23 protein-coding genes are annotated in these 24,270 nt (G+C 67.4%); 12 read left to right on the top strand and 11 right to left on the bottom strand.

The genetic code is table 11. From position 1 onward, the window contains the following. Positions 1-80: 80 nt before the first annotated feature. The 7 genes from AX676_RS06125 to AX676_RS06095 all read right to left on the bottom strand — a co-directional run bounded on the left by AX676_RS06125 (position 81) and on the right by AX676_RS06095 (position 6,825). Positions 81-761: a peptidylprolyl isomerase gene (locus AX676_RS06125; RefSeq protein ID WP_082730996.1), complete on the bottom strand. Its 681-nt coding sequence runs from the start codon at positions 759-761 to the stop codon at positions 81-83. Between the two features lie 259 nt (positions 762-1,020). Further along, complete coding sequence (gatB, locus tag AX676_RS06120; RefSeq protein ID WP_066477598.1) at positions 1,021-2,508, bottom strand: Asp-tRNA(Asn)/Glu-tRNA(Gln) amidotransferase subunit GatB; 1,488 nt, start codon at positions 2,506-2,508, stop codon at positions 1,021-1,023. Then, a complete protein-coding gene (locus AX676_RS06115) occupies positions 2,505-2,927 on the bottom strand; it encodes a type II toxin-antitoxin system VapC family toxin (RefSeq protein WP_066477594.1) in 423 nt (140 codons plus the stop codon). The genes gatB and AX676_RS06115 overlap by 4 nt, the downstream gene beginning before the upstream one ends. Further along, entirely contained in the window at positions 2,924-3,226 is a 303-nt protein-coding gene (locus tag AX676_RS06110) for an AbrB/MazE/SpoVT family DNA-binding domain-containing protein (protein WP_066477593.1), read from the bottom strand. The genes AX676_RS06115 and AX676_RS06110 overlap by 4 nt, the downstream gene beginning before the upstream one ends. Positions 3,227-3,271: 45 nt before the next feature. After that, a complete protein-coding gene (gene gatA, locus AX676_RS06105) occupies positions 3,272-4,756 on the bottom strand; it encodes an Asp-tRNA(Asn)/Glu-tRNA(Gln) amidotransferase subunit GatA (RefSeq protein ID WP_066477591.1) in 1,485 nt (494 codons plus the stop codon). Beyond that, positions 4,753-5,040: an Asp-tRNA(Asn)/Glu-tRNA(Gln) amidotransferase subunit GatC gene (gene gatC, locus AX676_RS06100; protein ID WP_066477589.1), complete on the bottom strand. Its 288-nt coding sequence runs from the start codon at positions 5,038-5,040 to the stop codon at positions 4,753-4,755. The genes gatA and gatC overlap by 4 nt, the downstream gene beginning before the upstream one ends. A 48-nt stretch (positions 5,041-5,088) precedes the next feature. Then, positions 5,089-6,825, bottom strand: a complete 1,737-nt coding sequence (locus AX676_RS06095; RefSeq protein ID WP_066477587.1) for a DUF4153 domain-containing protein — start codon at positions 6,823-6,825, stop codon at positions 5,089-5,091. Between the two features lie 136 nt (positions 6,826-6,961). On the opposite strand from AX676_RS06095, the gene AX676_RS06090 reads away from it, so the two are divergent. From AX676_RS06090 to AX676_RS06075, 4 genes are all read left to right on the top strand, one after another. Then, positions 6,962-8,065 (top strand): DUF3089 domain-containing protein, encoded by a 1,104-nt coding sequence (locus AX676_RS06090; RefSeq protein WP_066477619.1) that lies wholly within the window; start codon positions 6,962-6,964, stop codon positions 8,063-8,065. Continuing rightward, the gene (gene ruvX, locus AX676_RS06085) at positions 8,062-8,538 is read left to right on the top strand and encodes a Holliday junction resolvase RuvX (protein WP_066477585.1); all 477 of its coding nucleotides are present in this window, start codon (positions 8,062-8,064) and stop codon (positions 8,536-8,538) included. Before AX676_RS06090 ends, ruvX begins: the two co-directional genes overlap by 4 nt. 174 nt (positions 8,539-8,712) lie before the next feature. Next, positions 8,713-9,702, top strand: a complete 990-nt coding sequence (locus AX676_RS06080; RefSeq protein WP_066477615.1) for an aspartate carbamoyltransferase catalytic subunit — start codon at positions 8,713-8,715, stop codon at positions 9,700-9,702. A 176-nt stretch (positions 9,703-9,878) separates the two neighbouring features. Continuing rightward, positions 9,879-11,051, top strand: a complete 1,173-nt coding sequence (locus tag AX676_RS06075; RefSeq protein ID WP_082730994.1) for a dihydroorotase — start codon at positions 9,879-9,881, stop codon at positions 11,049-11,051. Between the two features lie 58 nt (positions 11,052-11,109). Here AX676_RS06075 and AX676_RS06070 read toward each other — a convergent pair whose 3' ends face one another. From AX676_RS06070 to AX676_RS06060, 3 genes are read right to left on the bottom strand one after another with little or no spacing between them, the layout of a single operon-like run. Continuing rightward, complete coding sequence (locus AX676_RS06070; RefSeq protein WP_066477581.1) at positions 11,110-12,471, bottom strand: SPOR domain-containing protein; 1,362 nt, start codon at positions 12,469-12,471, stop codon at positions 11,110-11,112. Then, complete coding sequence (locus tag AX676_RS06065) at positions 12,468-13,130, bottom strand: hypothetical protein (RefSeq protein WP_443026028.1); 663 nt, start codon at positions 13,128-13,130, stop codon at positions 12,468-12,470. The genes AX676_RS06070 and AX676_RS06065 overlap by 4 nt, the downstream gene beginning before the upstream one ends. 9 nt (positions 13,131-13,139) lie before the next feature. Further along, positions 13,140-13,856, bottom strand: a complete 717-nt coding sequence (locus tag AX676_RS06060) for a ParA family protein (RefSeq protein ID WP_066477579.1) — start codon at positions 13,854-13,856, stop codon at positions 13,140-13,142. A gap of 122 nt (positions 13,857-13,978) precedes the next feature. Here AX676_RS06060 and AX676_RS06055 point away from each other — a divergent pair, with 122 nt between their 5' ends. Further along, positions 13,979-14,938: an SPOR domain-containing protein gene (locus AX676_RS06055; protein ID WP_066477576.1), complete on the top strand. Its 960-nt coding sequence runs from the start codon at positions 13,979-13,981 to the stop codon at positions 14,936-14,938. Positions 14,939-14,945: 7 nt separating this feature from the next. Here the strand turns inward: AX676_RS06055 and serB are convergent, their stop codons facing one another. Then, complete coding sequence (serB, locus tag AX676_RS06050) at positions 14,946-15,824, bottom strand: phosphoserine phosphatase SerB (RefSeq protein WP_066477573.1); 879 nt, start codon at positions 15,822-15,824, stop codon at positions 14,946-14,948. Between serB and miaA the strand changes: the two genes are divergently transcribed. From miaA to leuA, 7 genes are all read left to right on the top strand, one after another. After that, on the top strand, positions 15,817-16,755 hold the full coding sequence (gene miaA / locus AX676_RS06045; RefSeq protein ID WP_066477569.1) for a tRNA (adenosine(37)-N6)-dimethylallyltransferase MiaA: 939 nt from the start codon (positions 15,817-15,819) through the stop codon (positions 16,753-16,755). The two genes, serB and miaA, sit on opposite strands and share 8 nt — an antisense overlap. A gap of 96 nt (positions 16,756-16,851) precedes the next feature. Beyond that, positions 16,852-18,597 carry an acetolactate synthase 3 large subunit gene (locus AX676_RS06040; protein ID WP_066477566.1) on the top strand — a complete coding sequence of 582 codons (1,746 nt, stop codon included), beginning with the start codon at positions 16,852-16,854 and terminating at the stop codon, positions 18,595-18,597. 168 nt (positions 18,598-18,765) lie between these two features. Beyond that, positions 18,766-19,281, top strand: a complete 516-nt coding sequence (gene ilvN, locus AX676_RS06035) for an acetolactate synthase small subunit (protein WP_066477563.1) — start codon at positions 18,766-18,768, stop codon at positions 19,279-19,281. Positions 19,282-19,401: 120 nt separating this feature from the next. Beyond that, the gene (ilvC, locus tag AX676_RS06030) at positions 19,402-20,421 is read left to right on the top strand and encodes a ketol-acid reductoisomerase (protein WP_066477560.1); all 1,020 of its coding nucleotides are present in this window, start codon (positions 19,402-19,404) and stop codon (positions 20,419-20,421) included. 55 nt (positions 20,422-20,476) lie between these two features. Further along, complete coding sequence (locus tag AX676_RS17060) at positions 20,477-21,265, top strand: S1 family peptidase (protein ID WP_082730993.1); 789 nt, start codon at positions 20,477-20,479, stop codon at positions 21,263-21,265. Positions 21,266-21,413: 148 nt separating this feature from the next. Then, complete coding sequence (locus AX676_RS06025) at positions 21,414-22,043, top strand: YceI family protein (RefSeq protein ID WP_066477559.1); 630 nt, start codon at positions 21,414-21,416, stop codon at positions 22,041-22,043. A gap of 342 nt (positions 22,044-22,385) precedes the next feature. Beyond that, on the top strand, positions 22,386-24,053 hold the full coding sequence (gene leuA / locus AX676_RS06020; protein ID WP_066477558.1) for a 2-isopropylmalate synthase: 1,668 nt from the start codon (positions 22,386-22,388) through the stop codon (positions 24,051-24,053). Positions 24,054-24,270: the final 217 nt, after the last annotated feature.

Below are 24,270 nucleotides of genomic sequence, written 5' to 3'. Positions count from 1 at the left end.
AGATGTGTATAAGAGACAGACATCGATGTGCCCGACCCCGCGCCGACGATTCCAGGCCCGGCACCGGGCCAGCCGATCGCCTAGCGCGCGGGCGCGCTGGCCGGCGTCGCGAGGCGCACCGCGCGGATGATCCGCACCGGATCGCCGGGCATCTCGCCCTTGAATGCGCCGCGGCTGTTCTTTTCGGGATCGACCGGGGTGTCGAGGATGCGGACCAGCACCTCGCGCCCCTCGACCACGCGGCCGAAGGCGGCATAGCCGAGATTGTCGGCGGGCGCGCCATTGCCGGCGTCGAGCCCGCGTCGCTGGTCGCCGACCATGATCGTGAACTCGCCCCGCGCCGTGCCCGGCTCCAGCCGCGCGACCGACAGCACGCCGTCGGTGTGGCTGAGGCCCGTCTGCGTCGTCGGCTCATGTTTGATCGGCGGCAGCACGCGTTTGGGGTCGCCCTGCGGCCCGAACTGGACGAAGCCGAACTGGTCCTGAACCTTGACGACGCGATAGAAGACGACGCCGTCCAGCCGCTTCTGCGCGACATATTTCAGAAAATCGCCCGCCGTGACCGGCGCGTGCACCACGTCCGCCTCGACCGTCATCGTGCCGACGCTGGTTTCGATGAGGACGCGGGGCAAGGGTGGCGTGGGCGGCGTCGGTGCGTCCTGGGCGACCGCGAAGGCACAGCCGAAAAGCGACGCAAACGTGGCGAAGGCGACAAGGGCACGCCGGCGAAGTTGCGGAAGTTGCGGGCTGTGGCGAGTCATTTCCGGGCTCCGGGATCGGGTTAGGCAGAATGTCATGCAAATCGCGGTCCCAAGCCTAGCCACGTCACCGGCTTGAAGGACAGTGCAAAACATCAGCCCACCGCGCAGTCGGCGCAGTGGACCCCGGCACAAGGCCGGGGTGACGGTGAAGGGAGGTTACCAAAGCCCGTCCGTCACGCCGGACTTGTTCCGGCATCCACTGGGCAGCACGCGCAACCCTTCAACCTTCGCAAGCGACCCGAGGGGCCGGGGCTCACGCTCAGCCGTCCAGCGCCTTTTTCAGCAACTCATTCACCACCGCGGGATTGGCCTTGCCCGCCATCGCCTTCATCGTCTGGCCGACGAAGAAGCCGAACAATTTGTCCTTGCCGCCGCGATATTCGGCGACCTTGTCGGCATTGGCGGCCATCACCTTGGCGATTTCCGCCTCGATCGCGCCCGTGTCGCTGGTCTGCTTGAGGCCACGCTCTTCGACGATCGCGCCGGCATCCTGGCCGGTTTCCAGCATGATCTCGAACACCTGCTTGGCGAGCGTATTCGACAGCGTGCCGTCGGCGATCAGTCCAAGCAATTCGGCTGCCTGAGAGGGGCTTACCGGGCTTTCCTCAATTTCCTTGCCAAGCCGGTTGAGCGCGCCGAACAGCTCGGCACCGACCCAGTTCGCCGCCTGAACCGGCGCAGCGCCCGCATCGAGCAGCGCGTCGAACCAGCGCGCGGTCTCGACATCGGCGGTCAGCACCGCGGCGTTGTAGGGCGTGATGCCCAGCCCTTCGTATCGCGCGCGCTTGGCGTCGGGCAGTTCGGGCAGGGACGCGCGGCATTCCGCGATGAACGCATCGTCGAGTTCGAGCGGCAGCAGGTCGGGATCGGGGAAATAGCGATAGTCGTGCGCGTCCTCCTTCGACCGCATCGACCGGGTCGTGCCCTTGTCGGGATCGAACAGCCGGGTCTCCTGGACGATCGTGCCACCCGATTCGAGCACGTCGACCTGGCGGCGCGCCTCATGCTCGATCGCCTGCATGACGAAGCGGACCGAGTTGACGTTCTTGGTCTCGGTGCGCGTGCCCAGCGGATCGCCGGGCTTGCGCACGCTGACATTGACGTCGGCGCGCATCGATCCCTGGTCCATATTGCCGTCGCACGAGCCGACATAGCGCAGGATCGAGCGGAGCTTGGAAAGATAGGCGCCCGCCTCCGCCGGCGACGCCATGTCGGGGCGGCTGACGATTTCCATCAGCGCGACGCCCGAGCGGTTGAGGTCGACATAGGAACGGGTCGGATGCTGATCGTGCATCAGCTTGCCCGCATCCTGCTCGACATGGATGCGCTCGATGCAGATGCGCTTGGGCGCGGCAATCCCGGCCTTTTCATCCGCGTCGATGGTCAGCGCACCCTCGCCCACCAGCGGGTGATAGAGCTGGCTGATCTGATATCCCTGGGGCAGATCGGCGTAGAAATAGTTCTTGCGGTCGAAGCGCGACCATTTGTTGATCTGCGCATCGATGGCGAGGCCGGTGCGCACCGCCTGGCGGATGCATTCGCGATTGGGCACCGGCAGCATCCCGGGCATTGCGGCGTCGATCAGCGACACCTGCGTGTTCGGTTCCGCCCCGAAATCGGTGGCCGCGCCGGAAAACAGCTTGGCCTTGGACGTGACCTGGGCGTGGACCTCCAGCCCGATCACGACTTCCCAGTCGCCGGTCGCGCCGGGGATGCGGTAGGTGGAGGTGGTGGCGGTCTCGGTCATGGCTGGGTCTCTGGGGTGATGAGGGTCAATTCGGGGAAATAGCTGCGGTAAAAGCGTGGGTCACGGGTCAAGATCGACGCACCTAATACCGTGGCGTGGCCGCCGATAAAGAAATCAGGCAGGACCGCACCGGATTTCACCGATTTTTCGCGACGTCGCGCCCGATAAAGATCGAAAGCGCGGCCCGCAGCGAAGGCGGCTTCGGGCGTCAGATCGAGGATTTCGGCACCGATCCGCCCGATACGGTCGTGAAACATCGCCAGCGAGTGCATGCGCGGTGCGACTTCGGCGACGATGATGGCGTTGATCCCAATGCCATCGGCCGCGGCTGTGATGCTCAGCGTGCCCGCGGACCAGTGATGCCAAGGTTGATTGGCATCGAACACGTCGATCAGGACATTCGAGTCGACAAGGATCACGGCTCCCAATCGCCACGGATTTCGCGCATATATTCGTCCGTCGTCATGCCGCCCAGGTCGATACTGCCACGGACACTTTCGATCGCGGCACGAATGCGCGCGGTGCGCTCCTCGAGCGTTTCGGCTGGCTCCGGATTACCGGGCAGCACAACCGTCTCGCCGCGGTCGTTGATCCCTACCCGTACCGGGCTGTTGGGGATCAGCCCGTTCTTTTCACGAACCTCTTTCGGGATCAGCACCTGACCCTTGCTGGTCATGTTGACCAGCGTCTCATGCTCGATCTTGCTTTGCGCGTTCATGGCTTCAGTCTCCGGTGTTACCAAGGTAACACCTCGCCATCGCCATTACCACCACGCGTCCGGCCGCGCGACGAAGCCCGCGCGCTGCTCGATCGCGAGGCCGGCGTTGAGCACGCCCTGTTCGTCGAGCGGCTTGCCGATGATCTGGAGGCCCAGCGGGAGCCCGGCCTCGTCCAGCCCGGCCGGCACGCTCATCGCCGGCAGGCCGGCGAGCGAGGACGGGACGGTGAAGACGTCGTTCAGATACATGGCGATCGGATCGGCGGACTTTTCCCCCAACGCAAAGGCCGATGACGGCGCAGTCGGGGTGAGCAGCAGGTCGCACTGGTCCCACACGCGCTCGAAATCGCGGGCGATCAGCGCGCGGACCTTTTGCGCCTGGGTATAATAGGCGTCGTAGAAGCCGGCCGAGAGCACATAGGTGCCGATCATGATGCGCCGCTTGACCTCATCGCCGAAGCCGGCGGCGCGGGTGGCGGCATACATGTCCTGCAACCCCGCGCCATCAGGCAGGTCGCGCTGGCCATAGCGCACCCCGTCATAACGGGCGAGGTTGGACGACGCCTCCGCCGGCGCGATGATGTAGTAAGCCGGCAGCGCGTAGCGGGTGTGGGGCAGCGAGACCTCGACGATCTCGGCTCCGGCATCGCGGGCATAGGCGATGCCCTGCTGCCACAAGGCGTCGATCGCGGCGGGCATGCCGTCGACGCGATACTCCTTCGGGATGCCGATGCGCTTGCCCGCCAGGCTGGGCGACAGCGCGGCCTCCCAGTCGGGCACGGCGACGTCGAGCGAAGTCGCGTCGCGCGGATCGAACCCTGCCATTTCCCTGAGCAGGATCGCGCAGTCGCGGACATCGCGCGCCATCGGTCCCGCCTGGTCGAGCGAGGAGGCAAAGGCGATGATGCCGAAGCGCGAGCAGCGGCCATAGGTCGGCTTGATCCCCGCAATGCCGGTGAACGCGGCCGGCTGGCGGATCGAGCCGCCGGTGTCGGTGCCGGTGGCGCCGGGGCACAGCCGCGCCGCGATCGCCGCCGAGCTGCCGCCCGACGATCCGCCGGGGGTCAGCGGGGCATTGCCGCCGTCCTTGCGTCGCCAGGGACTGACCACATTGCCGAACGCGCTGGTTTCGTTGGACGATCCCATCGCGAACTGGTCCATGTTGAGCTTGCCCAGCATGCCCGCGCCGGCATCCCACAATTTCTGGCTGACCGTCGATTCATAGGTCGGCTTGAAACCTTCGAGGATGTGGCTGGCCGCGGTCGAGGTCACGCCCCTGGTGCAGAACAGGTCCTTCATCCCGATCGGCACGCCGGCGAGCGGCTTCAGCACCTCACCCGCCGCGCGCGCCGCGTCGGCCTCACGCGCGGCGGCGAGCGCGTGATCGGGGGTTTCAACAAGGAACGCGTTGAGCGGCTTGGCCTTGCTGACCTTGACGATGAACTGGTCGGCGACTTCGCGCGCGCTGAAATTGCCTAGGCGGATGCCGTCGCGCAGCGCCGCGATGCCGAGATCGGTGAGGTCGGTCATTCGATCACCTTCGGCACTGCGAAGAAGCCGTGTTCGGCCTGGGGCGCATTCGCGAGCACCGCGTCGCGGCAATCACCGTCGGTGACGACATCATCGCGCAGCCGCAGCGTGTTGGGGATGACCGCGGTCATCGGTTCGATGCCGGTGCAGTCGACTTCGCTCAGCTGCTCGATCCAGCCCAGGATGTTGGCGAGTTCAGGCGCGAGGCGCGCGGCTTCATCATCGGTGATCGCGATGCGGGCGAGCCCGGCGACCCGTTTGACGGTGGAGATATCTACGGACATGGCCCGAGCGGCTAGCACCGGCCGCGGGGGCGGCGCAACGCCAAAGCGTCACTCGAACGCGGCACCGACCGGCTGGTCGCCGATGAAGAGCTGGCGGCGCTCGACCCGGCGGACTTCCAGCCGCCCGGCGCGATAGTCGCGGGCGAGGCTGCCGGGCGCGGCACCGGCGCCGGCGACGGGGCGGATCGGCGCGACCGCCCAGCCGCCGGGATTGCGTTCCAGCCGCGTCGCGTCGCACGCCGCAATGGTCGCGGGCCCCGAGATGCAGCCGTCGGGGAGGACCAGCGCCTCGCGCGGTGAGACGAACAGCACGGTGCAGCGCGCGGTGTCGAAGCCGCAGTCGCCGATATCGGCCAGGCGATCGCGCAACCCGTCGGGCAGCGCGGTCCCGGCGGGCAGGACTCGCACCCGGCGAGCCATCGACGCGGTGCTCGCGCGACGCTGCGCGTCCTGAGCCGCCGCGTAGCGGCTGGTCTGGCCCAGCGCGGCCGCGGCCCGCGCCGCCAGCGCCTTGTCGGGTCCCCTGGCCAGCCGTTCGAGCGCACGACGCCCCGGTGCGCCGAAATCGAAGCGCAGCGCCGTCCAGTCGAACTGGTCCGCGCGCACCCTGCCCGATTCCAGCCGGGCGATCTGGTCGCGCGTCGCGATCGCGTTGAAGCCGGCCAGCGGGGTCGCGAGCAGCAGCGCGAACAGCGCAGTGCCGATCGCCAGGCGCAGATTGGCGCGGCGCAGCGCCGCCATCCACGCCGTGCGCGCGCGGACCAGCGTCACCAGATAGGCAAGGCCGTACGCACTGGCGAGCGTGGCGAAGCTGATCGCCCATAGCCGGTCGGGCGTGATGCCATATTGATGGACGCGCAGGCCGATCGCGAAGGCGGCGAGCAGCGCCAGCGGCAGCATGACGATGCCGAGCGCGATCGCGCCGAACCGCAGCGCGCGGTTGCGCGCTTCCTCCTCCGGCGCGTTGCCGATCACCGCATTGACCAGCACCAGCGCCGCGACCGCGCAGGCAAGCAGCAAGGTTGCCGCCGATCCCCAAGCTTCCCACAACGCATCGACGCCCGTGAAGGGCAGCGCGCCCAGGAAAATGAGCAACGCCGCGCCCAGCATCGGGGCCAGCACCGCCAGCACGTTGCGCACCACCGCCTGGAGCAGGCGCACCACCCGGTCCTGATCGCGCAACAGCCCCAGCCCCGCGCCGAACGCGCCGCCGACCAGCGCAGCCACGACCGCGTTGTCGCGCAGCCAATCGCGCAGCAGATCGATGCCGATCAGGTGGAACAGCTCGCTGACCACCAGCAGCAGCAGGAACGCGATGCCGACAAACACCCAGCTGCCGGCGAACAGCACCGCGTTGGTCCAGGCATGATCGTGGACCGACTGGACGGCAATCGACGGCCACCCGCGCCCCTGCCGCGTGCTTGCCTGAAACAGCGGCGCGGCGATGCCGATCGCCAGCGCCCCGCTGACCATCCGCCAGCCTTCGCTCGCGCTCCAGCTCTCGGTCGGGCCGTTCAATGCGGCGATCAGGCCGGCGATGACGCCGCACCCCAGGCCGAACAGCAATGACGCAACGCCGCGCGGTCGATCGATCGTGAAGCCGATGACAGCGGCAGCAACCACGACAAAGCTGAACCAGCCGATCGCGACGGCACCGGGGTTTTGGCCTGAGGCCTCGACAATGCGATGCGCGGTCAGGCCAGTCGCCAGCCCCAGCCCGGCAAGCAACGGCGTGCGCGCCGGCCATGCCGGCGTCGATTGCGCGGATCGATCGGCTTCGTTCATCCCCTCCGCTCCCTCCTTACCCGATGTGCCGGCGACCAAAGTCGGTCTGGACAGTTGCATGACCAGCAACCATCAGTCGCGCAACCGCAATTGCCCCGGCAGCACCGATGCTGCATCGCACAATGGAGAAGCCGGCTTGGCTCGCAAATTCCTCTACGTGGTCGCCATCCTGATCGTGCTGACGCTCGCCGCCGCCTTTGCCTATCGCCTGTTCGGGGTCCAGCTGACGCGTTTCGCGCTGGTTCCCTCGGCCCGGTTCGAGGCGCTGCCGCGCGTCGAGACCAACGCCTATGCCGATGCCCGCCTGTGGATCGCGCGGCCGGACCAGCCGGGCAATCCGGCCCTGTGGACGCCCGAGGGCTATCGGCCCGCGACCGATGCGCCGGCCGCGGTCTTCTTCATCCACCCGACCTCCTATCTCGACCGCAGCCGCTGGAACGCGCCGCTCGACGACGCGCGCGCCAACGATCTGGCAGCGACGTTCCTGCGCGGCCAGGCGAGCGCGTTCAATGCCGCCGGTGCGATCTGGGCACCGCGCTATCGCCAGGCGACGTTCGGCGCATTCCTGACCAGCGCGGCGGACGCGCAGGCGGCGCTCGACCTGGCCTATGGCGACATCGACGCGGCGTTCAGCCAGTTCGTGCGCGAAGCCGGTCCCGACCGCCCGATCATCCTGGCCGGGCATAGTCAGGGGGCGCTGCACCTGACCCGCCTGCTCAAGGACCGGGTGGCGGGCACGCCGCTCGCGCGCCGCGTGGTCGCGGCCTATGTCGTCGGCTGGCCGGTGTCGCGCACGACCGACCTGCCGGCGCTGGGGCTTGCCGAATGCCGCCGCGCCGAACAGGCCAACTGCATCCTGTCATGGCAAAGCTTCGGCGAACCGGCCGATCCGTCGCTGATCCTCGACACCTTCGATGCGACGACGGGCTTTGACGGCCAGCCGCGCCGGGGCACGCCGATGATCTGCACCAACCCGATCACGGGAAATGCCGGGGATGCCGCGCCCGCCAACGCCAATCTGGGCACGCTGTTCGCCTCCGACGACCTGAAGAGTGCGACGATCGCGCCGGGGCGCGTGCCCGCGCGCTGCGCCGAGCGCGGCGTCCTGCTGATCGGGGAGCCGCCGGAACTGGGCCCCTATGTGCTGCCCGGCAACAATTATCATGTGTTCGACTACAGCCTGTTCTGGGCGAATGTCCGCGCCGATGCCGACCGGCGGCTGAAGGTGTTTGCGCGATGACACCGACGACCGATCGCGCCGCGTTCCTGGCGGCGCTGCCCGACGGGGGCCGGCTGATCGGGCTGGACGTGGGCAGCCGGACGATCGGGACGGCGCTGTGCGACGCGGGCTGGAGCTTCGCCAGCCCCGCCGAGCTGATCCGCCGGACCAAGTACACCGCCGACCAGGCGGCGATTGCGCGGATCATCGCCGCACAGTCGGTCAAGGGCATCGTCATCGGCCTGCCGCTCAACCTCGACGGCAGCGAATCGCCGCGCAGCCAGTCGACACGGGCGTTCGCGCGCAACCTCGCCGCGCTTGGCCTTCCCATCCTGCTGTGCGACGAACGCTGGTCGACGGTCGCGGTCGAGCGCGCGATGATCGAACAGGACATGAGCCGCGCCAAGCGCGCCGAGCGCGTCGACAACCACGCCGCCGCCTATATCCTGCAGGGTGCGATCGACGGGCTGGCCAGCGGCTCGCTTGACCGCTGAGGCATGGGGCCATCGTCGGAATCAAAGCGCGTCACCCCGGCCTTGCGCCGGGGTCCCGCTGCCTGATCCGGCGCAACGAACAGTGGGAACCCGGGTCGACCCCGGGGTGACATCACGCGTGGGGCGGCCGCGGCCGCTTTACTTGCGGGTGCCATCGGCTAGATGACCGCCCTGATGCAGCATTCCGATCATCGCCCCGGCACGGTCCTGAACGGCAGCGCGGCGTTCCCGCACCGGCATCTGACGGGCATCCAGGGTCTGCAGCCGCACGAGATCATGTTCCTGCTCGACGAGGCCGAACAATGGGTCGAGGCGAACCGCGCGCGCGCGGCATCCGACCGGCGGCTCGACGGCATCACCCAGATCAACGCGTTCTTCGAAAACTCGACGCGCACGCTCCTGTCCTTCGAGATCGCGGGCAAGCGGCTGGGCGCCGACGTCGTCAACATGCACGCCGCGCAGTCGAGCGTGAAGAAGGGCGAAACGCTGATCGACACCGCGGTCACGCTCAACGCGATGCGCGCCGACGTGATCGTCATCCGCCACGGCAGTTCGGGCGCGGTGCAGCTGATCGCGGACAAGGTCGACTGCCCCGTGCTCAACGCAGGCGACGGCTGGCACGAGCACCCAACCCAGGCGCTGCTCGATGCCCTGACCATCCGGCGGCGCAAGGGATCGATCGCGGGACAGCGCGTCGTGATCTGCGGCGATATCCGCCACAGCCGCGTCGCGCGCTCCAACATCCTGGCGCTGACCGCGCTCGCCGCCGACGTCCATGTCGTCGCGCCGTCGACGCTGATGCCTGAGGGAGTGGCGCGCATGGGAGTGACGGCGCACCATGATTTCGACGCCGCGCTCGACGGGGCGGACGTGGTGATGATGCTGCGCCTGCAGAACGAGCGGATGAACGGCGGGTTCGTGCCGTCGACGCGCGAGTTCCATTTCCGCTACGGCCTGACCCCGGCACGGCTGGCGCGCGCGCGGCCCGATGCGCTGGTCATGCATCCGGGTCCAATGAACCGCGGGGTCGAGATCGATTCGAGCGTCGCCGACGACGCGTCGCGATCGGCGATCACCCAGCAGGTCGAAATGGGGGTGGCGGTGCGCATGGCGTGCCTGGACGTGCTGACCCGCCGCGCGCGCGGCGTGGAGGGCTGGGCATGAGCGCGGTTCGCTTTACGAATGCCACACTGGTTTGTCCCGACGGCGGGGTGCACGCGGGTGAGCTGGTAGTCCAGGAAGACATGATCCTGAAGACCCCGTTCGTTTCGAGCCCTTCGACTGCCCGCAGGGCGGGCGCTCAGGATAAACTTCCGCCGGAGGCGGAAGTCGAGAAACGTATGCCCGGCTCAGGTTTCTCGACTTCGCTCGAAACCAACGGCTCTTTTGAGGCTGGAAAGGCTGAAGCCGAAACCATCGACTGCCGGGGCAAGCTGCTCGCGCCCGCGATCGTCGATCTGGGCGTGTTCGCGATCGACAAGGCGGCGTTCCGTGCGGGCGGAATCGTGCGCGTCGGCTTGATGCCCGACCAGTCGCCGGTGCTCGACGATCCCGGCATCATCCAGCGCGGCGCGGCGATGGGCAAGCCGGAGATCTGGGTTCACCCGATCGCGGCGGCGACGCGTGGACTGAACGGCACCGACCTCGCCGAAATGGCGATCAATGCGGATGCGGGCGCGCGCGCGGTCGCGACCGGGCGGCGCTGGATCGCGGATGCGGGCGTCATGCGCCGCGTGCTCGGCTATGCCCGCGATGTCGGGCTGACCGTGATCGCGCATGCCGAGGATGGCGGGCTGGCCGGTGCAGCCGTGGCGACGGCGGGCGAGACGGCGACCCGTCTGGGCCTGCCCGCCGCGCCCGCGATCGCCGAGGCGCTGGCGATCGCCCGCGACCTGATGCTGGCGGAGGAAACCGGGGCGCGCATCCATTTCCGCCAGGTGACGACCGCGCGCGGGCTCGATCTGATCCGCGCGGCACGGGCGCGCGGCATCGCGGTCACCTGTGGCATCACGCCCGCGCACCTGCTGCTGTCCGACATCGCGATGAGCGATTTCCGCACCTTCACGCATCTGTCGCCGCCGCTGCGCGACGAGAGCGACCGGCAGGCGGCGATTGCCGCGCTGGCCGACGGGACGATCGACGTGCTGACATCGGGCCACGACCCGCGCGGGCCGGAGCAGAAGCGGCTGCCATTCGCGGATTCGGCCGAAGGTGCGGCGGGGGCCGAAACGCTACTCGCGCTGGGCCTGGGCTTCGTGCGCGACGGCGTGATCACGATGGAGCGGCTGTTCGCGCTGCTGGCGCGCAATCCCGCGCGCATCCTGGGGCTCGACACCGGCACGCTCGCCCCCGGCCAGCCCGCAGACCTCATTCTGGTCGATCCGGACGCGCCGTGGTTGATCGACGCCGACCAGATGGTCGCCAAGGCAGGCAACACGCCCTTCGACGGCCTGCCCGTCCAGGGTCGCGTGCTCAAGGTGATGAAGGGCGGCGCGTTCGACGCGCGCGGCTAGCGAAAACCCGGCACGCAAGGTCGGGACGAGCCGGCGGCTGACCGGCCCGCCGACAGTGTCATCCCCGCCTGGCGAGCGCGAAGCCCTTGTGCCAGCTCGCCGCCTTTTCGCCGGTGGTGCCGCGCACGAAGCAGCGGTCGCCCCGCGCCCGGATCGTCCGGCACAGCGCGTCGGCATCGCCGCGCGTGAAGCCGCCGACCGACAGGCGATAGAAGCTGGTGCCGTTCAGTTCGACCTGATGTTCATGCGGGGTCAGCTTGCCCAGCGCGGCGTGGCGCCGGTTCATCCGCCGCCACGCATCCTGCGCGACCGCGGCGTTGTCGAACGCGCCGAGCTGAACATAGAAAGTGCCCGAGGCGAAGCTGCGCGGCGCGGCCGGCTTGGCGGCCATCGCGCCGACCGACAGCACCGGCTTGGCCGGAGCAGCGACGCGCGCGGGGCGGACAGCGGCGACGGGCTTGATCGTCTGGACGACCTCCTGACGCGGCGCGAAGACGATTGCGGGCTGGTCCGAGACCGCAGCCGCAGTGCCGGTTTCGACCGGCGCAGGCTCCGCAACTGGCGCGACCGCAACCGCGACCGGTGCGATGTCGACGGGCGCGGCATCGACCGGCGCCGGCGCTTCGGCAGCGACTTCGTCGGCCGGCATGGTGACGGCCAGTGCGGGTCCGCTCGTCACCAGCGCAAGCTGGACCGGCTGGCCCTGGTCCGCCGCCGGGGTCACGCCGAGCAGCGTCGCGACCTGGTCCGCCGCAGTCTGGGGACGCGCGAAGCTGGCCCATTCGAGCATGCGCTTGTCGAGTTCGCCGGGCAGCACATCGAACGCCGCGACCGCGCGGGCTTCGGCCCAGCGGCCGGCGAGCGCCAGCGACAGCGCGAGATTCTGGCGCACCTTCGCATCGGCGTCGGGCGCGCGCGCGGCTTCGCCCAGAATGGCGATGGCGGTGCCGGGATCGCCGGCGAGCGCGAGCGCGAGGCCCCGGTCGGTCGGCGAGATCAGCGTCGCGTGCGTTTCCAGCGTCGACCGCGCCGCGACCCAATCGCCGAGCGCGGTCTGCGCAAGCGCGAGGTGCAGCGCGGCGCGCCCGTTGGCGGGATCAAGCTGGACCACGTCGTTGAAGGTCTGCGCCGCCGAGGCAAAGCGCCCGCCCGACAGATAGGACTGGCCGAGCAGCATGCGATAGGCCGGGTTGGTCGGCACATAGGCGACCGCGCTTTCCGCATGGCGGATGGCCAGGTCGGTCCGGCCCTTGGCCAGCGCCTTTTCGGCCTTTTCCACCGCGACGGCGGCCATCTTCATCCGGGCCTCGGCACTCTGGTCGCTCGCCTGGGCGATGACGCCGATGCCGGTCATCACCCCGACCGGCGCAACCAGGACCAGCGCCGTCAGGGCACTGGAGAACAGCGTACGGGACTTCATGCCTTCCCCCTCGATTTGCGATCCTTGCCGGTGGGCAGTTGGTCGAGCAGCGCGTCCACTTCGGGCAGCGCCGCCAGGAATTGGTCCAGCGCCTCGGTCACCAGCTTCTGCGCCGACGCGCCGCGCACGGCGGAGGCGAGCCGCAGGCGCAGGTGCCGTTCGGCATCGAGGCGCAGCGTGAACGCCGCCTTCGCCTGCTTGGTCACCGTCTCGCGCTTGATGCGCGCGGCGGTGTTGAGCGAGACCGGCCGCAATTCCGGCGTCGGCACCGCGGCAACTTCGGCGGGCATTTCCACCGGCACCGGGCGGGGCGCGAGCGCGCGGTCGAGCGACGCGAATGCGGTGTCGGCAACGACGTCGTCCTCGCCGGCTTCATCGGCTGCGGCGGCGTCGAATTCGGCCTTCAGCGACGCGCGCTGGCGCAGCACCTGGGGCAGCGGTGCGGCTTCCGGATCGACCGGCGGCAGCATGTCGGGGGCAAAGGGCTGCGCGACCGGGGCGGGTTCGCCGCCCATGTCGTTCCAGCCCAGATCTTCGAGCGTGCCGTTGGCAGGAAAGCCGACAAAGCCCTGGGGACGCATGGCCGGGCGCGCCTGGCCCTTGCGGGCGAGCAGCCCGGAGGACAGCGAAGCAGCGGGTTTGGAACTACCGAACATCATCCTGACCCTTTAGCTGACCACGCGCCGGCCGAAGCCGGCGGCCTGACGGACATTGCCGAAGCCCGCGCCATGCGCGACGGGCGCGGCGAACACGGTACGGCGGAAATTCTTTTCGAGCCGGTCGGAGATGTAGCTCCACAGCGCGATCACTTCCTGCGACGACCGGCCATTGGGGTCGATTTCCATGACGGTGCGCCCGTCGATCATCGACGCGGCGAAATCGGTGCGGTGATGAATGGTGACCGGGGCGACGGTACCGTGCTGCGACAGCGCGACGGCGGCTTCCGAGGTGATCTTGGCCTTGGGCGTGGCGGCGTTGACCACGAAGATCAGCGGCTTGCCCGCACGCTCGCACAGATCGACGGTCGCGCCGACGGCGCGCAGGTCGTGCGGGCTGGGACGCGTCGGGATGACGATGAGTTCGGCGACCTGGATCACGCTCTGGATCGCCATGGTGATGGCGGGCGGCGTGTCGATCACCGCCAGGCGAAAGCCCTGCTGGCGCAGCACCTCGAGGTCGGCGGCCAGCCGCGCGACCGTGGTCTGGGCAAAGGCCGGAAATTCGGTCTCGCGCTCGTTCCACCAATCGGACAGCGAACCCTGCGGATCGATGTCGATCAGAACGACGGGCCCCGCCCCGGCCAGCTGGGCCTGAACGGCTAGATGCCCGGAAAGGGTGGTCTTGCCCGATCCCCCCTTTTGCGACGCCATCGCCAAAACTCGCATCGGAACCCCTGATATTGGCTATCCAGATGCTCGCTTGCCATGCGGGATGATAAAAAGCCGTTAATGGCGTTTGCATGCCGCTTACCAATTCTTTGCCAATGCCGGTTTATCCGGAATAAAGGATGCGCGACGGCACGGGAGCGGCAGCGATGAAGCACGGGCGGACGGCGATGCTGGCGACGGCGCTGGTCATATCGGCCATGGTGCCGGTCGCCGGACGCGCCCAGGCAGGCGGTCCCGAGGCCGTCAAGGCGGGCGTCGATGCGTGGGAGCGTGGCGATTATTCCGCAGCCGTCCAGGCGTGGCGCCCCCTGGCCGACGCCGGCGACGCGGACGCGCAGTTCAATCTGGCCCAGGCGTATAAGCTCGGCCGCGGCGTGCCCGCGGACCTGAACCAGGCGGAGGACTATTATCGCCGCGCCGCGCTGCAGGGGCATCAGAAGGCCGAGGAGATGTACGGCCTGGCGCTGCATCAGCGCGACCGCTTCGCCGACGCGGTGACCTGGCTCGACCGCGCCGCCAGCCGGGGCGAGCCGCGCGCGCAATTCGTGCTGGGCACCATGTATTTCAACGGCGAGGGCGTGGCGAAGGACTGGGTCCGCGCCTATGCCCTGGTGCTGCGCGCGGGCGACACCAACCTGCCACAGGCCGCGACGACGCTGGATCAGATGGACCTGTATCTGTCGGTGCAGGAGCGCCAGCGCGCGCTCAAGCTCGCCGCGACTTTGCCCGGCCGCGGGCCGCGCAAGGCACGCGCGATAGGTACGCCGGCGATCGGACTGGCGGCCGCGCCAAAGCCACCGGGAAAGGTCCCCGCGACCACAGCATCGGCCGCGCCGCTATCGGCGCAGGGCGCGTGGCGGGTCCAGCTCGGCGCGTTCAAGGACGCCGCCAACGCGCGCGCGCTATGGGGCCGGCTGTCGGGGCAGGTCGCGCCATTTGCCGGCCGAACGCCCAGCTATGTCGCATCGGGCGGCGTGACCCGGCTTCAGGTCGGCCCGTTCGCCGGGGCGAGCGAGGCCGGGGCGGCGTGCACAGCGGTGAAGGCGACCGGCACCCCCTGCCTGCCCGTCAGGCCCTGAACCCGCTTCATTCCACCCATTGCGCGCGGGGCACGCCCTGCGCGTAGAGCAAGGCGGTCAGGTCGTGGTGACCGATCCGCGCATCCGCTTCGGCGGCGACCACCGGCTTGGCGTGATAGGCGATCCCCAGCCCCGCCGCGCGCAGCATCGGCAGGTCGTTCGCCCCGTCGCCGACCGCAAGCGTGGCCGGGCGATCGAGCCGTTCGGCGGCGGCGGTGTCGAGCAGCACCTGTTCCTTCACGCGCGCATCGACGATCGGGCGAAGCACCCGGCCCGTCAGCTTTGCGTCCGCAATCTCTAGCCGGTTGGCGATCACGCGGTCGAAGCCGATCGTCGCCCCGACCGGCTCGGCAAACCGCGTAAAGCCGCCGGAGACCAGCACCGTCACCGCGCCCCAGCCGCGCATCGTGCGCACCAGTTCGACCGCGCCGGGCATGACCTCCACCCGGTCGGCGAGGCATTCGTCGATCGTCCCCTCCTCAAGCCCGGCGAGCAGCGCGACGCGTGAATCGAGCGCGGCCTCGAAATCGAGTTCGCCGCGCATCGCGCGCTCGGTAACGGCGGAAATCTCCGCCTTCAGCCCCGCATAGTCGGCCAGCTCGTCGATGCATTCGACGGTGATCATCGTCGAATCCATATCGGCGACCAGCAAGTGCTTGCGCCGGCCATGCGCGGGCTGAACGACGATGTCCGACCGCGCGATCGCGCCCTCCAGCGCGACGCGTGCCGCATCGGGGGCCAGCCCGAACGCGATGTCGGCGGCGATCCCGTCGTCGATCCAGCCCCAGTCGACCGGCCCGCAGCCGGCGTCGTGCAGCCGGTCGCGCAGTTCCGAAATATCGCCCGCATGAACGCCGGCCGCTGCTATCACGGTCGCGATGAACATCGCACCTTCCCTTGAACCCCCTAAAGTCGCGCTCATTGCAGGGCCGACGGCCAGCGGCAAGTCCGCGCTTGCGCTCGAACTGGCGAAATGCACCGGCGGCACGATCATCAACGCCGATTCCGCCCAGGTCTATCGCAACCTGCGCGTCCTGTCGGCGCGCCCCACCGTCGCGGAGGAGGCACAGGCCCTGCACCGGCTGTTCGGGCATGTCGACGGTGCGCAGCCCTATTCGGCGGCGCAATGGGCCGCGGAAGCCGCCGCCGCGATCGACGCGGCGATCGCCGCCGGGTCGTTGCCGATCCTGGTCGGCGGAACGGGCATGTATCTACGCACCCTGATCGACGGCATTGCGCCGGTGCCCGACATTCCGCCCGAGCTGCGCGCCGAGGTCCGCGCGCTGCCCGTCGCGGCGGCGCATGCCGAACTGGCACGGCTCGACCCGGCGGGCGCGGCACTGCTGCGCGCGACCGACACGACCCGCGTCGCCCGCGCGCTGGAGGTGGTACGTGCGACCGGACGGCCGCTGCGTGCATGGCAGGCGGACCGGGTGGGCGGCATCGGCGGACGCGTGGCGATCGTCGCGTCGATATTGCTGCCCGAGCGCGCCTGGCTCGCCGAACGCTGCGACCGGCGGCTGGCGGCGATGTTCGACGGTGGCGCGGTCGACGAAGTGCGCGCGCTGATCGCCCGTCCCGACGTCGCCGCGAGCGCGCCGGTGCGCCGCGCGATCGGGGTGACCGAAATCGCGGAATGGCTGGCGGGGCGCATCGACCGCGCGACCGCACTCGCCCGCGCGCAGGCCGCGACCCGCCAATATGCCAAGCGCCAATACACCTGGTTCCGCCACCAGCCGCCGCCTGAATGGCCGCGCATCTCGCACGCGGATCCGACAACATCGCAGATCGAATTTGAAAGAAGATTACAAATTTAACGGTTGACGCGCATTTTTAATGCGGTTAGCAGCGCCGCTCACTTTTGTGCTAAACGCGCCGGCAAGGCGGTTTTGCCCGGTTATTGGAGACCCGACGTGGCGGAGAAGAGCGGAGCCGACATCCTGATCGAGGCGTTGTGCGACCTCGGTGTGGAGGTCGTGTTCGGCTATCCCGGCGGCGCGGTGCTCCCGATCTACGATGCGCTGTTCAAGCAGAAGCGGATCCGCCACATCCTGGTCCGTCACGAACAGGCCGCGACCCATGCCGCGGAGGGCTATGCGCGGTCGACCGGCAAGCCCGGCGTCGTGCTGGTCACCTCCGGCCCCGGCGCCACCAATGCGGTCACCGGCATCACCGACGCGCTGATGGATTCGATCCCGATGGTCGTCATCACGGGACAGGTCCCGACGACGCTGATCGGCACCGATGCATTTCAGGAGGCCGACACGGTGGGCATCACGCGCCACTGCACCAAGCATAATTACCTGGTGAAGGATCCGGCGCGGCTGGGCGACGTGATCCATGAAGCGTTCCACATCGCGACCTCGGGCCGTCCCGGCCCGGTGGTGGTCGACATCCCCAAGGATGTTCAGGTCGCGACCGCGCGCTATGCCAAGCCCGGACCGATCCAGCACAAGACCTATCGCCCGCAGGTGAAGGCGGACCGCGCCGCGATCGAGGCGGCGGTGGAGATGATCGCGGCGGCCGAGCGCCCGATCCTCTACACCGGCGGCGGCATCATCAATTCGGGGCCCGGTGCCTCGCAACTGCTGCGCGAGCTCGCCCGGATCACCGGCGCGCCGGTCACCTCCACGCTGATGGGGCTGGGTGCCCTCCCCGCTTCCTCGCCGCAATGGCTGGGGATGCTGGGGATGCACGGCACCTATGAAGCCAATATGGCGATGAACAAGGCTGACCTGATCGTCGCGCTCGGCAGCCGCTTCGACGATCGCGTTACCGGGCGGCTGGATGCGTTCAGCCCGCACAGCCGCAAGATCCACATCGATATCGACCGCTCGTCGATCAACAAGGTGGTGCGCGTCGACCTGGCCGTCGTCGCCGATGTCGGCCACGCGCTGGAGGACATGGTCCGCATCTGGAAAACGCGGCAGTTGCCCAAGCCCGATCTGGCCGAATGGTGGGCGCGGATCGACGGCTGGCGCGCCAAACGCTGCCTGGAATTCGATGAGCGCGGGACCGATATCATGCCGCAGCGCGCGATCCGGGCGCTGTGGGAAGCGACCCGCCACCGCGACCCGATCATCACTACCGAAGTCGGCCAGCACCAGATGTGGGCGGCACAGCATTTCCATTTCGAACAGCCCAACAAATGGCTGACCAGCGGCGGCCTGGGCACCATGGGCTATGGCCTGCCCGCCGCGATCGGCGCGCAGCTGGGCAACCCGAATGCGCTGGTCATCGACATTGCCGGCGAAGCGTCGATCCAGATGAACATCCAGGAACTGGCGACGGCGACGCAATATCGCCTGCCGGTCAAGATCTTCATCCTCAACAACGAATATATGGGGATGGTGCGCCAGTGGCAGGAGCTGACCTATCAGTCGCGCTATGCCGAGAGCTATTCGGACAGCCTGCCCGATTTCGTGAAGCTGGGCGAGGCTTATGGCTGGAAGGGCATCCTGATCGAGCAGCGCGACCAGCTCGATGCGGGGATCGCCGACATGCTCGCGCATGACGGGCCGGTGATCGTCGATTGCCGGGTGGCGAAGCTCGCCAACTGCTTCCCGATGATTCCCAGCGGCGCGGCGCACACCGACATGCTGCTGGGTGCCGCCCAAGTCTCGGGCGAAATGGACGACGAAGCCAAGGCGCTGGTGTGATGATGGATTGGATGGACAGGTCCTCCCCGAGCTTGCTCGGGGAGGGGGACCGCTCGCAGAGCGGTGGAGGGGCCGCGAGCGCAGCTCGCCGGCTGCGCCGACGCCCCTCCGTCAGCGCTTCGCGCCGCCACCTCCCCGAGCAAGCTCGGGGAGGAGCTGGAGAATAACATGCACATCAAGGAAGAACTGCGCGAGCGGCACACCCTCGCCGTCCTCGTCGACAACGAGCCCGGCATCCTGGCGCGGATCGCCGGCATGTTCACCGCGCGCGGCTACAACATCGAAAGCCTGACGGTCAGCGAGATCAGCGACGATGATTCGGTCAGCCGCATCACCATCGTCACCTCGGCCAGCGCGTCGGTGCTCGAACAGATCGTCGCCCAGCTCGAGCGGCTGGTGCCGGTGCACAAGGTCAGCGACCTGACCGTGATGGGCCCGCATGTCGAGCGCGAGCTGGCGCTCGTGAAAGTGCGTGGGACCGGCGACATGCGGATCGAGGCGCTGAGGCTGGCCGAAGTGTACCGCGCCCGCGTGGTCGACGCGACCATCTCCAGCTTCGTGTTCGAAGTGACCGGCGGCACCGAAAAGATCGACAAGTTCGTCGAGTTGATGCGCGAAGTCGGCCTGATCGAGATCGCCCGCACCGGCATCGTCGCGATTTCGCGGGGGAACGAAGCCGCCTGAGCCCGATCCGTCGCAGCCATCTCACGTTTCTCGACTTCGCTCGAAACGAACGAAGTCTCAATACCATCACCGTTCGTCCCGAGCGAAGTCGAGGGACGTGCCACAGGGAGCAGACCTACCATGCGTGTCTATTATGATCGTGACGCCGACCTGAACCTGATCACGGGCAAGAACATCGCGATCGTCGGCTATGGCAGCCAGGGCCATGCCCATGCCCAGAATCTGCGCGATTCGGGCGTGGCAAATGTCGCGGTCGCCCTTCGCGAAGGCTCGGCGACCGCGCGCAAGGCAACCGATGCAGGGTTCAAGGTCATGTCGACCGCCGATGCTGCCGCCTGGGCCGACATCCTGATGATCCTCGCCCCCGACGAGCATCAGGCCGCGATCTATGAGAACGACATCAAGGGACGGATGAAGCCGGGCAGCGCGATCGCGTTCGCCCACGGCCTCAACGTCCATTTCGGGCTGATCGAGCCGCCCGCCGACATCGACGTCATCATGATCGCGCCCAAGGGCCCCGGCCACACGGTGCGCAGCGAATATGTCCGCGGCGGCGGCGTCCCCTGCCTGATCGCGATCCACCAGGACGCAAGCGGCAACGCGCATGATGTGGCGCTTGCCTATGCCAGCGGCGTCGGCGGCGGGCGTTCGGGCATCATCGAAACCAATTTCAAGGAAGAGTGCGAAACCGACCTTTTCGGCGAACAGGCGGTGCTGTGCGGCGGCATCACCCACCTGATCCAGGCCGGGTTCGAAACGCTGGTCGAGGCGGGATATGCGCCCGAAATGGCCTATTTCGAGTGCCTCCATGAAACCAAGCTGATCGTCGACCTGCTCTATGAAGGCGGCATCGCCAACATGCGCTATTCGATCAGCAACACCGCCGAATATGGCGACATCACCACCGGCCCGCGGATCATCACGCCGGAGACCAAGGCCGAGATGAAGCGCGTGCTCGCCGACATCCAGTCGGGGCGCTTCGTCAAGAACTTCGTCCTCGACAACCGCGCCGGCCAGCCGGAGCTGAAGGCCGCCCGCAAGGCCGCCGCCGCCCACCCGATCGAGAAGGTCGGCAGCGAACTGCGCGCGATGATGCCGTGGATCGGCGCGAACAAGCTGGTGGACCGCGAGCGGAACTAACACAGCTGTCCATTGCTCAGCGATTACCTATCGCGCACTTTTTTGGAGCGGAAATATGGACCTCAATCAGCCAACAAAATTTGACTGGTATTCCCTATCTTCGGTTCCCATTGAAATGAAGTTCAATGAGCAACTTCTTTCGACGGGAACGGCGTTCTTTTTTGAAGAAGAAGACCAACTTTTTTTGATAACTGCTTGGCATTGCCTGTCTGGTCGCAATTTTGAAGATAAGAAGCATATCTCTCCTACGTTAGCAGAGCCTAACTTCATTACAGTTTGGTGGAATCTGACAAAGCCGCCAATCGGTCGGAAAGCGGCTTGGACCATTCCCATACGAGATGAATCAGGAGAGCCTCTATGGCTTGTTGACGCGGAAAAAGGCTCAGATGTCGACATTGCTGTTTTGCCAATCGAATGTCCAATCGATGCAACCGCTTATCCCATAAATAAGCTACCGAGTGAATGGGATGGAATTGCCGTTGGGCAAGACGTATATATCCTAGGCTTCCCCCTCGGCATTGATGAGTCAAAACTTCCGATTTGGAAGAGGGGAAGCCTAGCTTCTGAATGGCTGATTGATCGGTCGATCCGGCCCTATTGGTTGATTGATACAGCTTCACGCCCCGGCATGTCGGGAGCTCCGATAATCAAAAGATCATATCCCTGGGATCGTGATCGACATGTATTTGGTTATCACGGTAATAATGGACGCTCTTTTTTCTTCGGTATGTACACCGGTCGACTATTTAATCCTATCGGAACAGAGGTCCACTTGGGAATCGCGTGGCCACCATATTACATTGAATCTATAGTTAAACATGGCGCGCGAGACACAGGTTTTTGATTGATTTCACGACGGGGACGTCGCACCGATCGGTCAGACATGCCTCAGTCCAACTACCCCGAAACGGTCGGTTTCCACACCGCACGGTTCACATCTTCCCCACCAGCCCCTATTTCCCTTACGTCTTTCACCAAACGGGGAAACCTCCATGCGTCCGATCCTGACTGCCGTCATCGCCCTTGCCGTCGCCACGCCGCTGGTTGGCCAGTCCACGCCCCAGGCGCCCGGCGCACAGGATGCCAGCCGCATCACCGGCGGCACCTATGCGACCGACCCGTCGCATTCGCTGATCGGCTTTGAGGTCAACCACTTCGGCTTCAACGATTATTACGGCATTTTTGGCGATGTCGCCGGAACGCTGGTGCTCGATCCCAAGAACCCGGCGGCAGCCAAGGTCGATGTGACGATCCCCGTCGCGGGCGTCACCACGGCCAGCAAGGGGCTGACCGAGCATCTGCTGCGCGCGGGCAAGGACGGCGGCAAGCCCGACTTCTTCGGCCCCAGCCCGGCCCCTGCCCGCTTCGTCTCCACCGCGGTCAAGGTGAACGGCATGGAGGCCGAGATCACCGGCAATCTGACGCTCAACGGCGTGACCAAGCCGGTGACGCTGGAGGCCGAGTTCGTCGGCGCGGGCACCAACCCCTACAACAAGAAGGAAACCGTCGGCTTCGAGGCCGAGACGACGATCAAGCGTTCCGACTTTGGCGTCAGCTATGGCATTCCCCTGGTCGGCGATGAGGTCGAACTGGACATCAGCGTCGCGTTCGAAAAGCAGTGAGGTGGCAGGGGCCTGGCGGGCGGAGATCGCGCGGACAGGCCCCACCCGGCAACCGAGGCCGTTTCGACGTCGCCCCAGCGAAAGCTGGGGCCTCAAGCCACCCACGCGCGACCTGCGGCACGAGATGCCAGCCTGCGCTGGCATGACGGCCATTTCAGACTTACGCCCCACTCTCCACTGGACATCATCCGTCGCCTGCGCCATCACCCGCGCATGATCGTTGCGCCGAAGCTGTTCGCCCTGCTGCTTACCTGCCCTTGAGGGGGTAGCGCGGTTGCGCGTCCCCCTTGAGGGTGAAACGCCGCCGACCGAACCCAACGCCAGCGAAAAGAGCCGCCGACCATGCTCCGCGACCCGTCCGTCAAATATCGCCCCTTCCCACAGGTCGACCTGCCCGACCGGCAATGGCCTTCGCGCACCATCACCGCGCCGCCGCGCTGGCTGTCGACCGACATGCGCGACGGCAACCAGGCGCTGATCGACCCGATGGATGCGGAGAAGAAGACCCGCTTCTTCGACCTGCTCGTCCGCATCGGCATCAAGGAGATCGAGGTCGGGTTCCCTTCGGCCGGCGCGACCGAGTTCGACTTCATCTCCGGCCTGGTCCGCGACGGGCGCATTCCCGACGACGTGACGGTGCAGGTGCTGACGCAGTCGCGCCGCGACCTGATCGAGACCAGCTTCGAAAGCCTGCGCGGGGCCGGGCGCGCGATCGTCCACCTCTATAACGCGGTCAGCCCGGCGTGGCGGCGGATCGTGTTCGGGATGAGCCGCGATGAAGTGCGCGAGATCGCGGTGACGGGAGCAAAGATCCTGCGCGATTGCGCCGCCGCCCAGCCCGATACCGATTGGCATTTCGAATATTCGCCCGAAACCTTCTCCACCGCCGAACTCGATTTCAGCCTGGAGGTGTGCGAGGCGGTGATGGAGGTGCTGCGCCCGACGCCCGATCATCCGCTGATCCTCAACCTGCCCGCCACCGTCGAATGCGCGACGCCTAATATCTATGCCGACCAGATCGAATGGTTCGGCCGCCACATCCGTAATCGGGAGTGCGTGGTGCTGAGCCTGCACCCGCATAATGACCGCGGCACCGGCATCGCGGCGGCGGAGCTGGGTTTGATGGCGGGGGCTGACCGGGTCGAGGGCTGCCTGTTCGGCAATGGCGAGCGCACCGGCAATTGCGACCTCGTGACGCTGGCGCTCAACATGTACACCCAAGGGATCGACCCGGGCCTGGATTTCTCCGACATCGACGCGGTGATCGGCACGGTCGAATATTGCAACCAGCTGCCCGTCCATCCGCGCCACCCCTATGCCGGCGAACTTGTGTTCACCGCTTTTTCGGGCAGCCACCAGGACGCGATCAAGAAGGGGTTTGCCGCGCAGGCGGCGCGCAACGACCAGGTCTGGGACGTGCCCTATCTGCCGATCGATCCCGCCGATCTCGGCCGCAGTTACGAGGCGGTGATCCGCGTCAATTCGCAATCGGGCAAGGGCGGCGTCGCCTGGGTGCTGGAACAGGACAAGGGGCTGAAGCTGCCCAAGCGGCTCCAGGCCGATTTCAGCCGCCATGTTCAGGCGCTGGCGGATGCGACCAGCCGCGAGCTCAATGCCGACGACATCTGGGGCGCGTTCGAGCGCGCCTATCGGCTGGACGGCGCACAGCCGATCACGCTGGAAGCTTATGAGGAAACCCGCGCACCCGATGGCGACCGCATCTTTGCCGGATGCATCGTCGTGGCGGGCGAGCGCCGGTCGGTCAGCGGGCGCGGCAACGGCCTGATTTCCAGCGTCGTCGCGGCGCTGCGCGAGGCGTGCGGGATCGAGCTGGACGTGGCCGACTATAGCGAGCACGCGATCGGCAAGGGATCGGACGTGCGCGCCGCCGCCTATGTCGAGTGCATCGATGGCGACGGCCGCACCCACTGGGGCGTCGGCATCGACGAGGATGTCGCCACCGCCAGCGTGCGCGCGGTCATCAGCGCGGCGAACGCGGCGCGGGGGTGATCGGGGCTGGGGGTGCGCGCGTCCTTCGATACGCCGCTTCGACTTCGCTCAGCGGCTACTCAGGATGAGCGGTCCTTTTTTGGCTTCAATCTGACCCCACACCCGCTCATCCTGAATAGCGACTTAGCTTGGCGAAGCCTGTCCTGAGCGCCTGCCTTGGCAGGCAGTCGAAGGGGCGCGTATCGAAGGACGCGCGCAACCCCAAGCTGCAGCGCCC

This window comes from Sphingomonas sp. CCH21-G11, from assembly GCF_001555965.1.
In the GTDB taxonomy this organism is placed as follows: Bacteria; Pseudomonadota; Alphaproteobacteria; order Sphingomonadales; family Sphingomonadaceae; genus Sphingomonas.
The sequence above is the reverse complement of the archived record's forward strand: the minus strand, read 5'-3'. Positions and strand labels throughout refer to the sequence as shown.

What these genes read in the sequence shown, in the direction of transcription:
- AX676_RS06125 (WP_082730996.1), bottom strand. Translation starts at nt 761, where the DNA reads ATGACTCGCCACAGCCCGCAACTTCCGCAACTTCGCCGGCGTGCCCTT.
- gatB (WP_066477598.1), bottom strand. Translation starts at nt 2,508, where the DNA reads ATGACCGAGACCGCCACCACCTCCACCTACCGCATCCCCGGCGCGACC.
- AX676_RS06110 (WP_066477593.1), bottom strand. Translation starts at nt 3,226, where the DNA reads ATGAACGCGCAAAGCAAGATCGAGCATGAGACGCTGGTCAACATGACC.
- gatA (WP_066477591.1), bottom strand. Translation starts at nt 4,756, where the DNA reads ATGACCGACCTCACCGATCTCGGCATCGCGGCGCTGCGCGACGGCATC.
- gatC (WP_066477589.1), bottom strand. Translation starts at nt 5,040, where the DNA reads ATGTCCGTAGATATCTCCACCGTCAAACGGGTCGCCGGGCTCGCCCGC.
- AX676_RS06095 (WP_066477587.1), bottom strand. Translation starts at nt 6,825, where the DNA reads ATGAACGAAGCCGATCGATCCGCGCAATCGACGCCGGCATGGCCGGCG.
- ruvX (WP_066477585.1), top strand. Translation starts at nt 8,062, where the DNA reads ATGACACCGACGACCGATCGCGCCGCGTTCCTGGCGGCGCTGCCCGAC.
- AX676_RS06080 (WP_066477615.1), top strand. Translation starts at nt 8,713, where the DNA reads ATGCAGCATTCCGATCATCGCCCCGGCACGGTCCTGAACGGCAGCGCG.
- AX676_RS06075 (WP_082730994.1), top strand. Translation starts at nt 9,879, where the DNA reads ATGCCCGGCTCAGGTTTCTCGACTTCGCTCGAAACCAACGGCTCTTTT.
- AX676_RS06070 (WP_066477581.1), bottom strand. Translation starts at nt 12,471, where the DNA reads ATGAAGTCCCGTACGCTGTTCTCCAGTGCCCTGACGGCGCTGGTCCTG.
- AX676_RS06065 (WP_443026028.1), bottom strand. Translation starts at nt 13,130, where the DNA reads ATGATGTTCGGTAGTTCCAAACCCGCTGCTTCGCTGTCCTCCGGGCTG.
- AX676_RS06060 (WP_066477579.1), bottom strand. Translation starts at nt 13,856, where the DNA reads ATGCGAGTTTTGGCGATGGCGTCGCAAAAGGGGGGATCGGGCAAGACC.
- AX676_RS06055 (WP_066477576.1), top strand. Translation starts at nt 13,979, where the DNA reads ATGCGCGACGGCACGGGAGCGGCAGCGATGAAGCACGGGCGGACGGCG.
- miaA (WP_066477569.1), top strand. Translation starts at nt 15,817, where the DNA reads ATGAACATCGCACCTTCCCTTGAACCCCCTAAAGTCGCGCTCATTGCA.
- serB (WP_066477573.1), bottom strand. Translation starts at nt 15,824, where the DNA reads ATGTTCATCGCGACCGTGATAGCAGCGGCCGGCGTTCATGCGGGCGAT.
- ilvN (WP_066477563.1), top strand. Translation starts at nt 18,766, where the DNA reads ATGCACATCAAGGAAGAACTGCGCGAGCGGCACACCCTCGCCGTCCTC.
- ilvC (WP_066477560.1), top strand. Translation starts at nt 19,402, where the DNA reads ATGCGTGTCTATTATGATCGTGACGCCGACCTGAACCTGATCACGGGC.
- AX676_RS17060 (WP_082730993.1), top strand. Translation starts at nt 20,477, where the DNA reads ATGGACCTCAATCAGCCAACAAAATTTGACTGGTATTCCCTATCTTCG.
- AX676_RS06025 (WP_066477559.1), top strand. Translation starts at nt 21,414, where the DNA reads ATGCGTCCGATCCTGACTGCCGTCATCGCCCTTGCCGTCGCCACGCCG.
- leuA (WP_066477558.1), top strand. Translation starts at nt 22,386, where the DNA reads ATGCTCCGCGACCCGTCCGTCAAATATCGCCCCTTCCCACAGGTCGAC.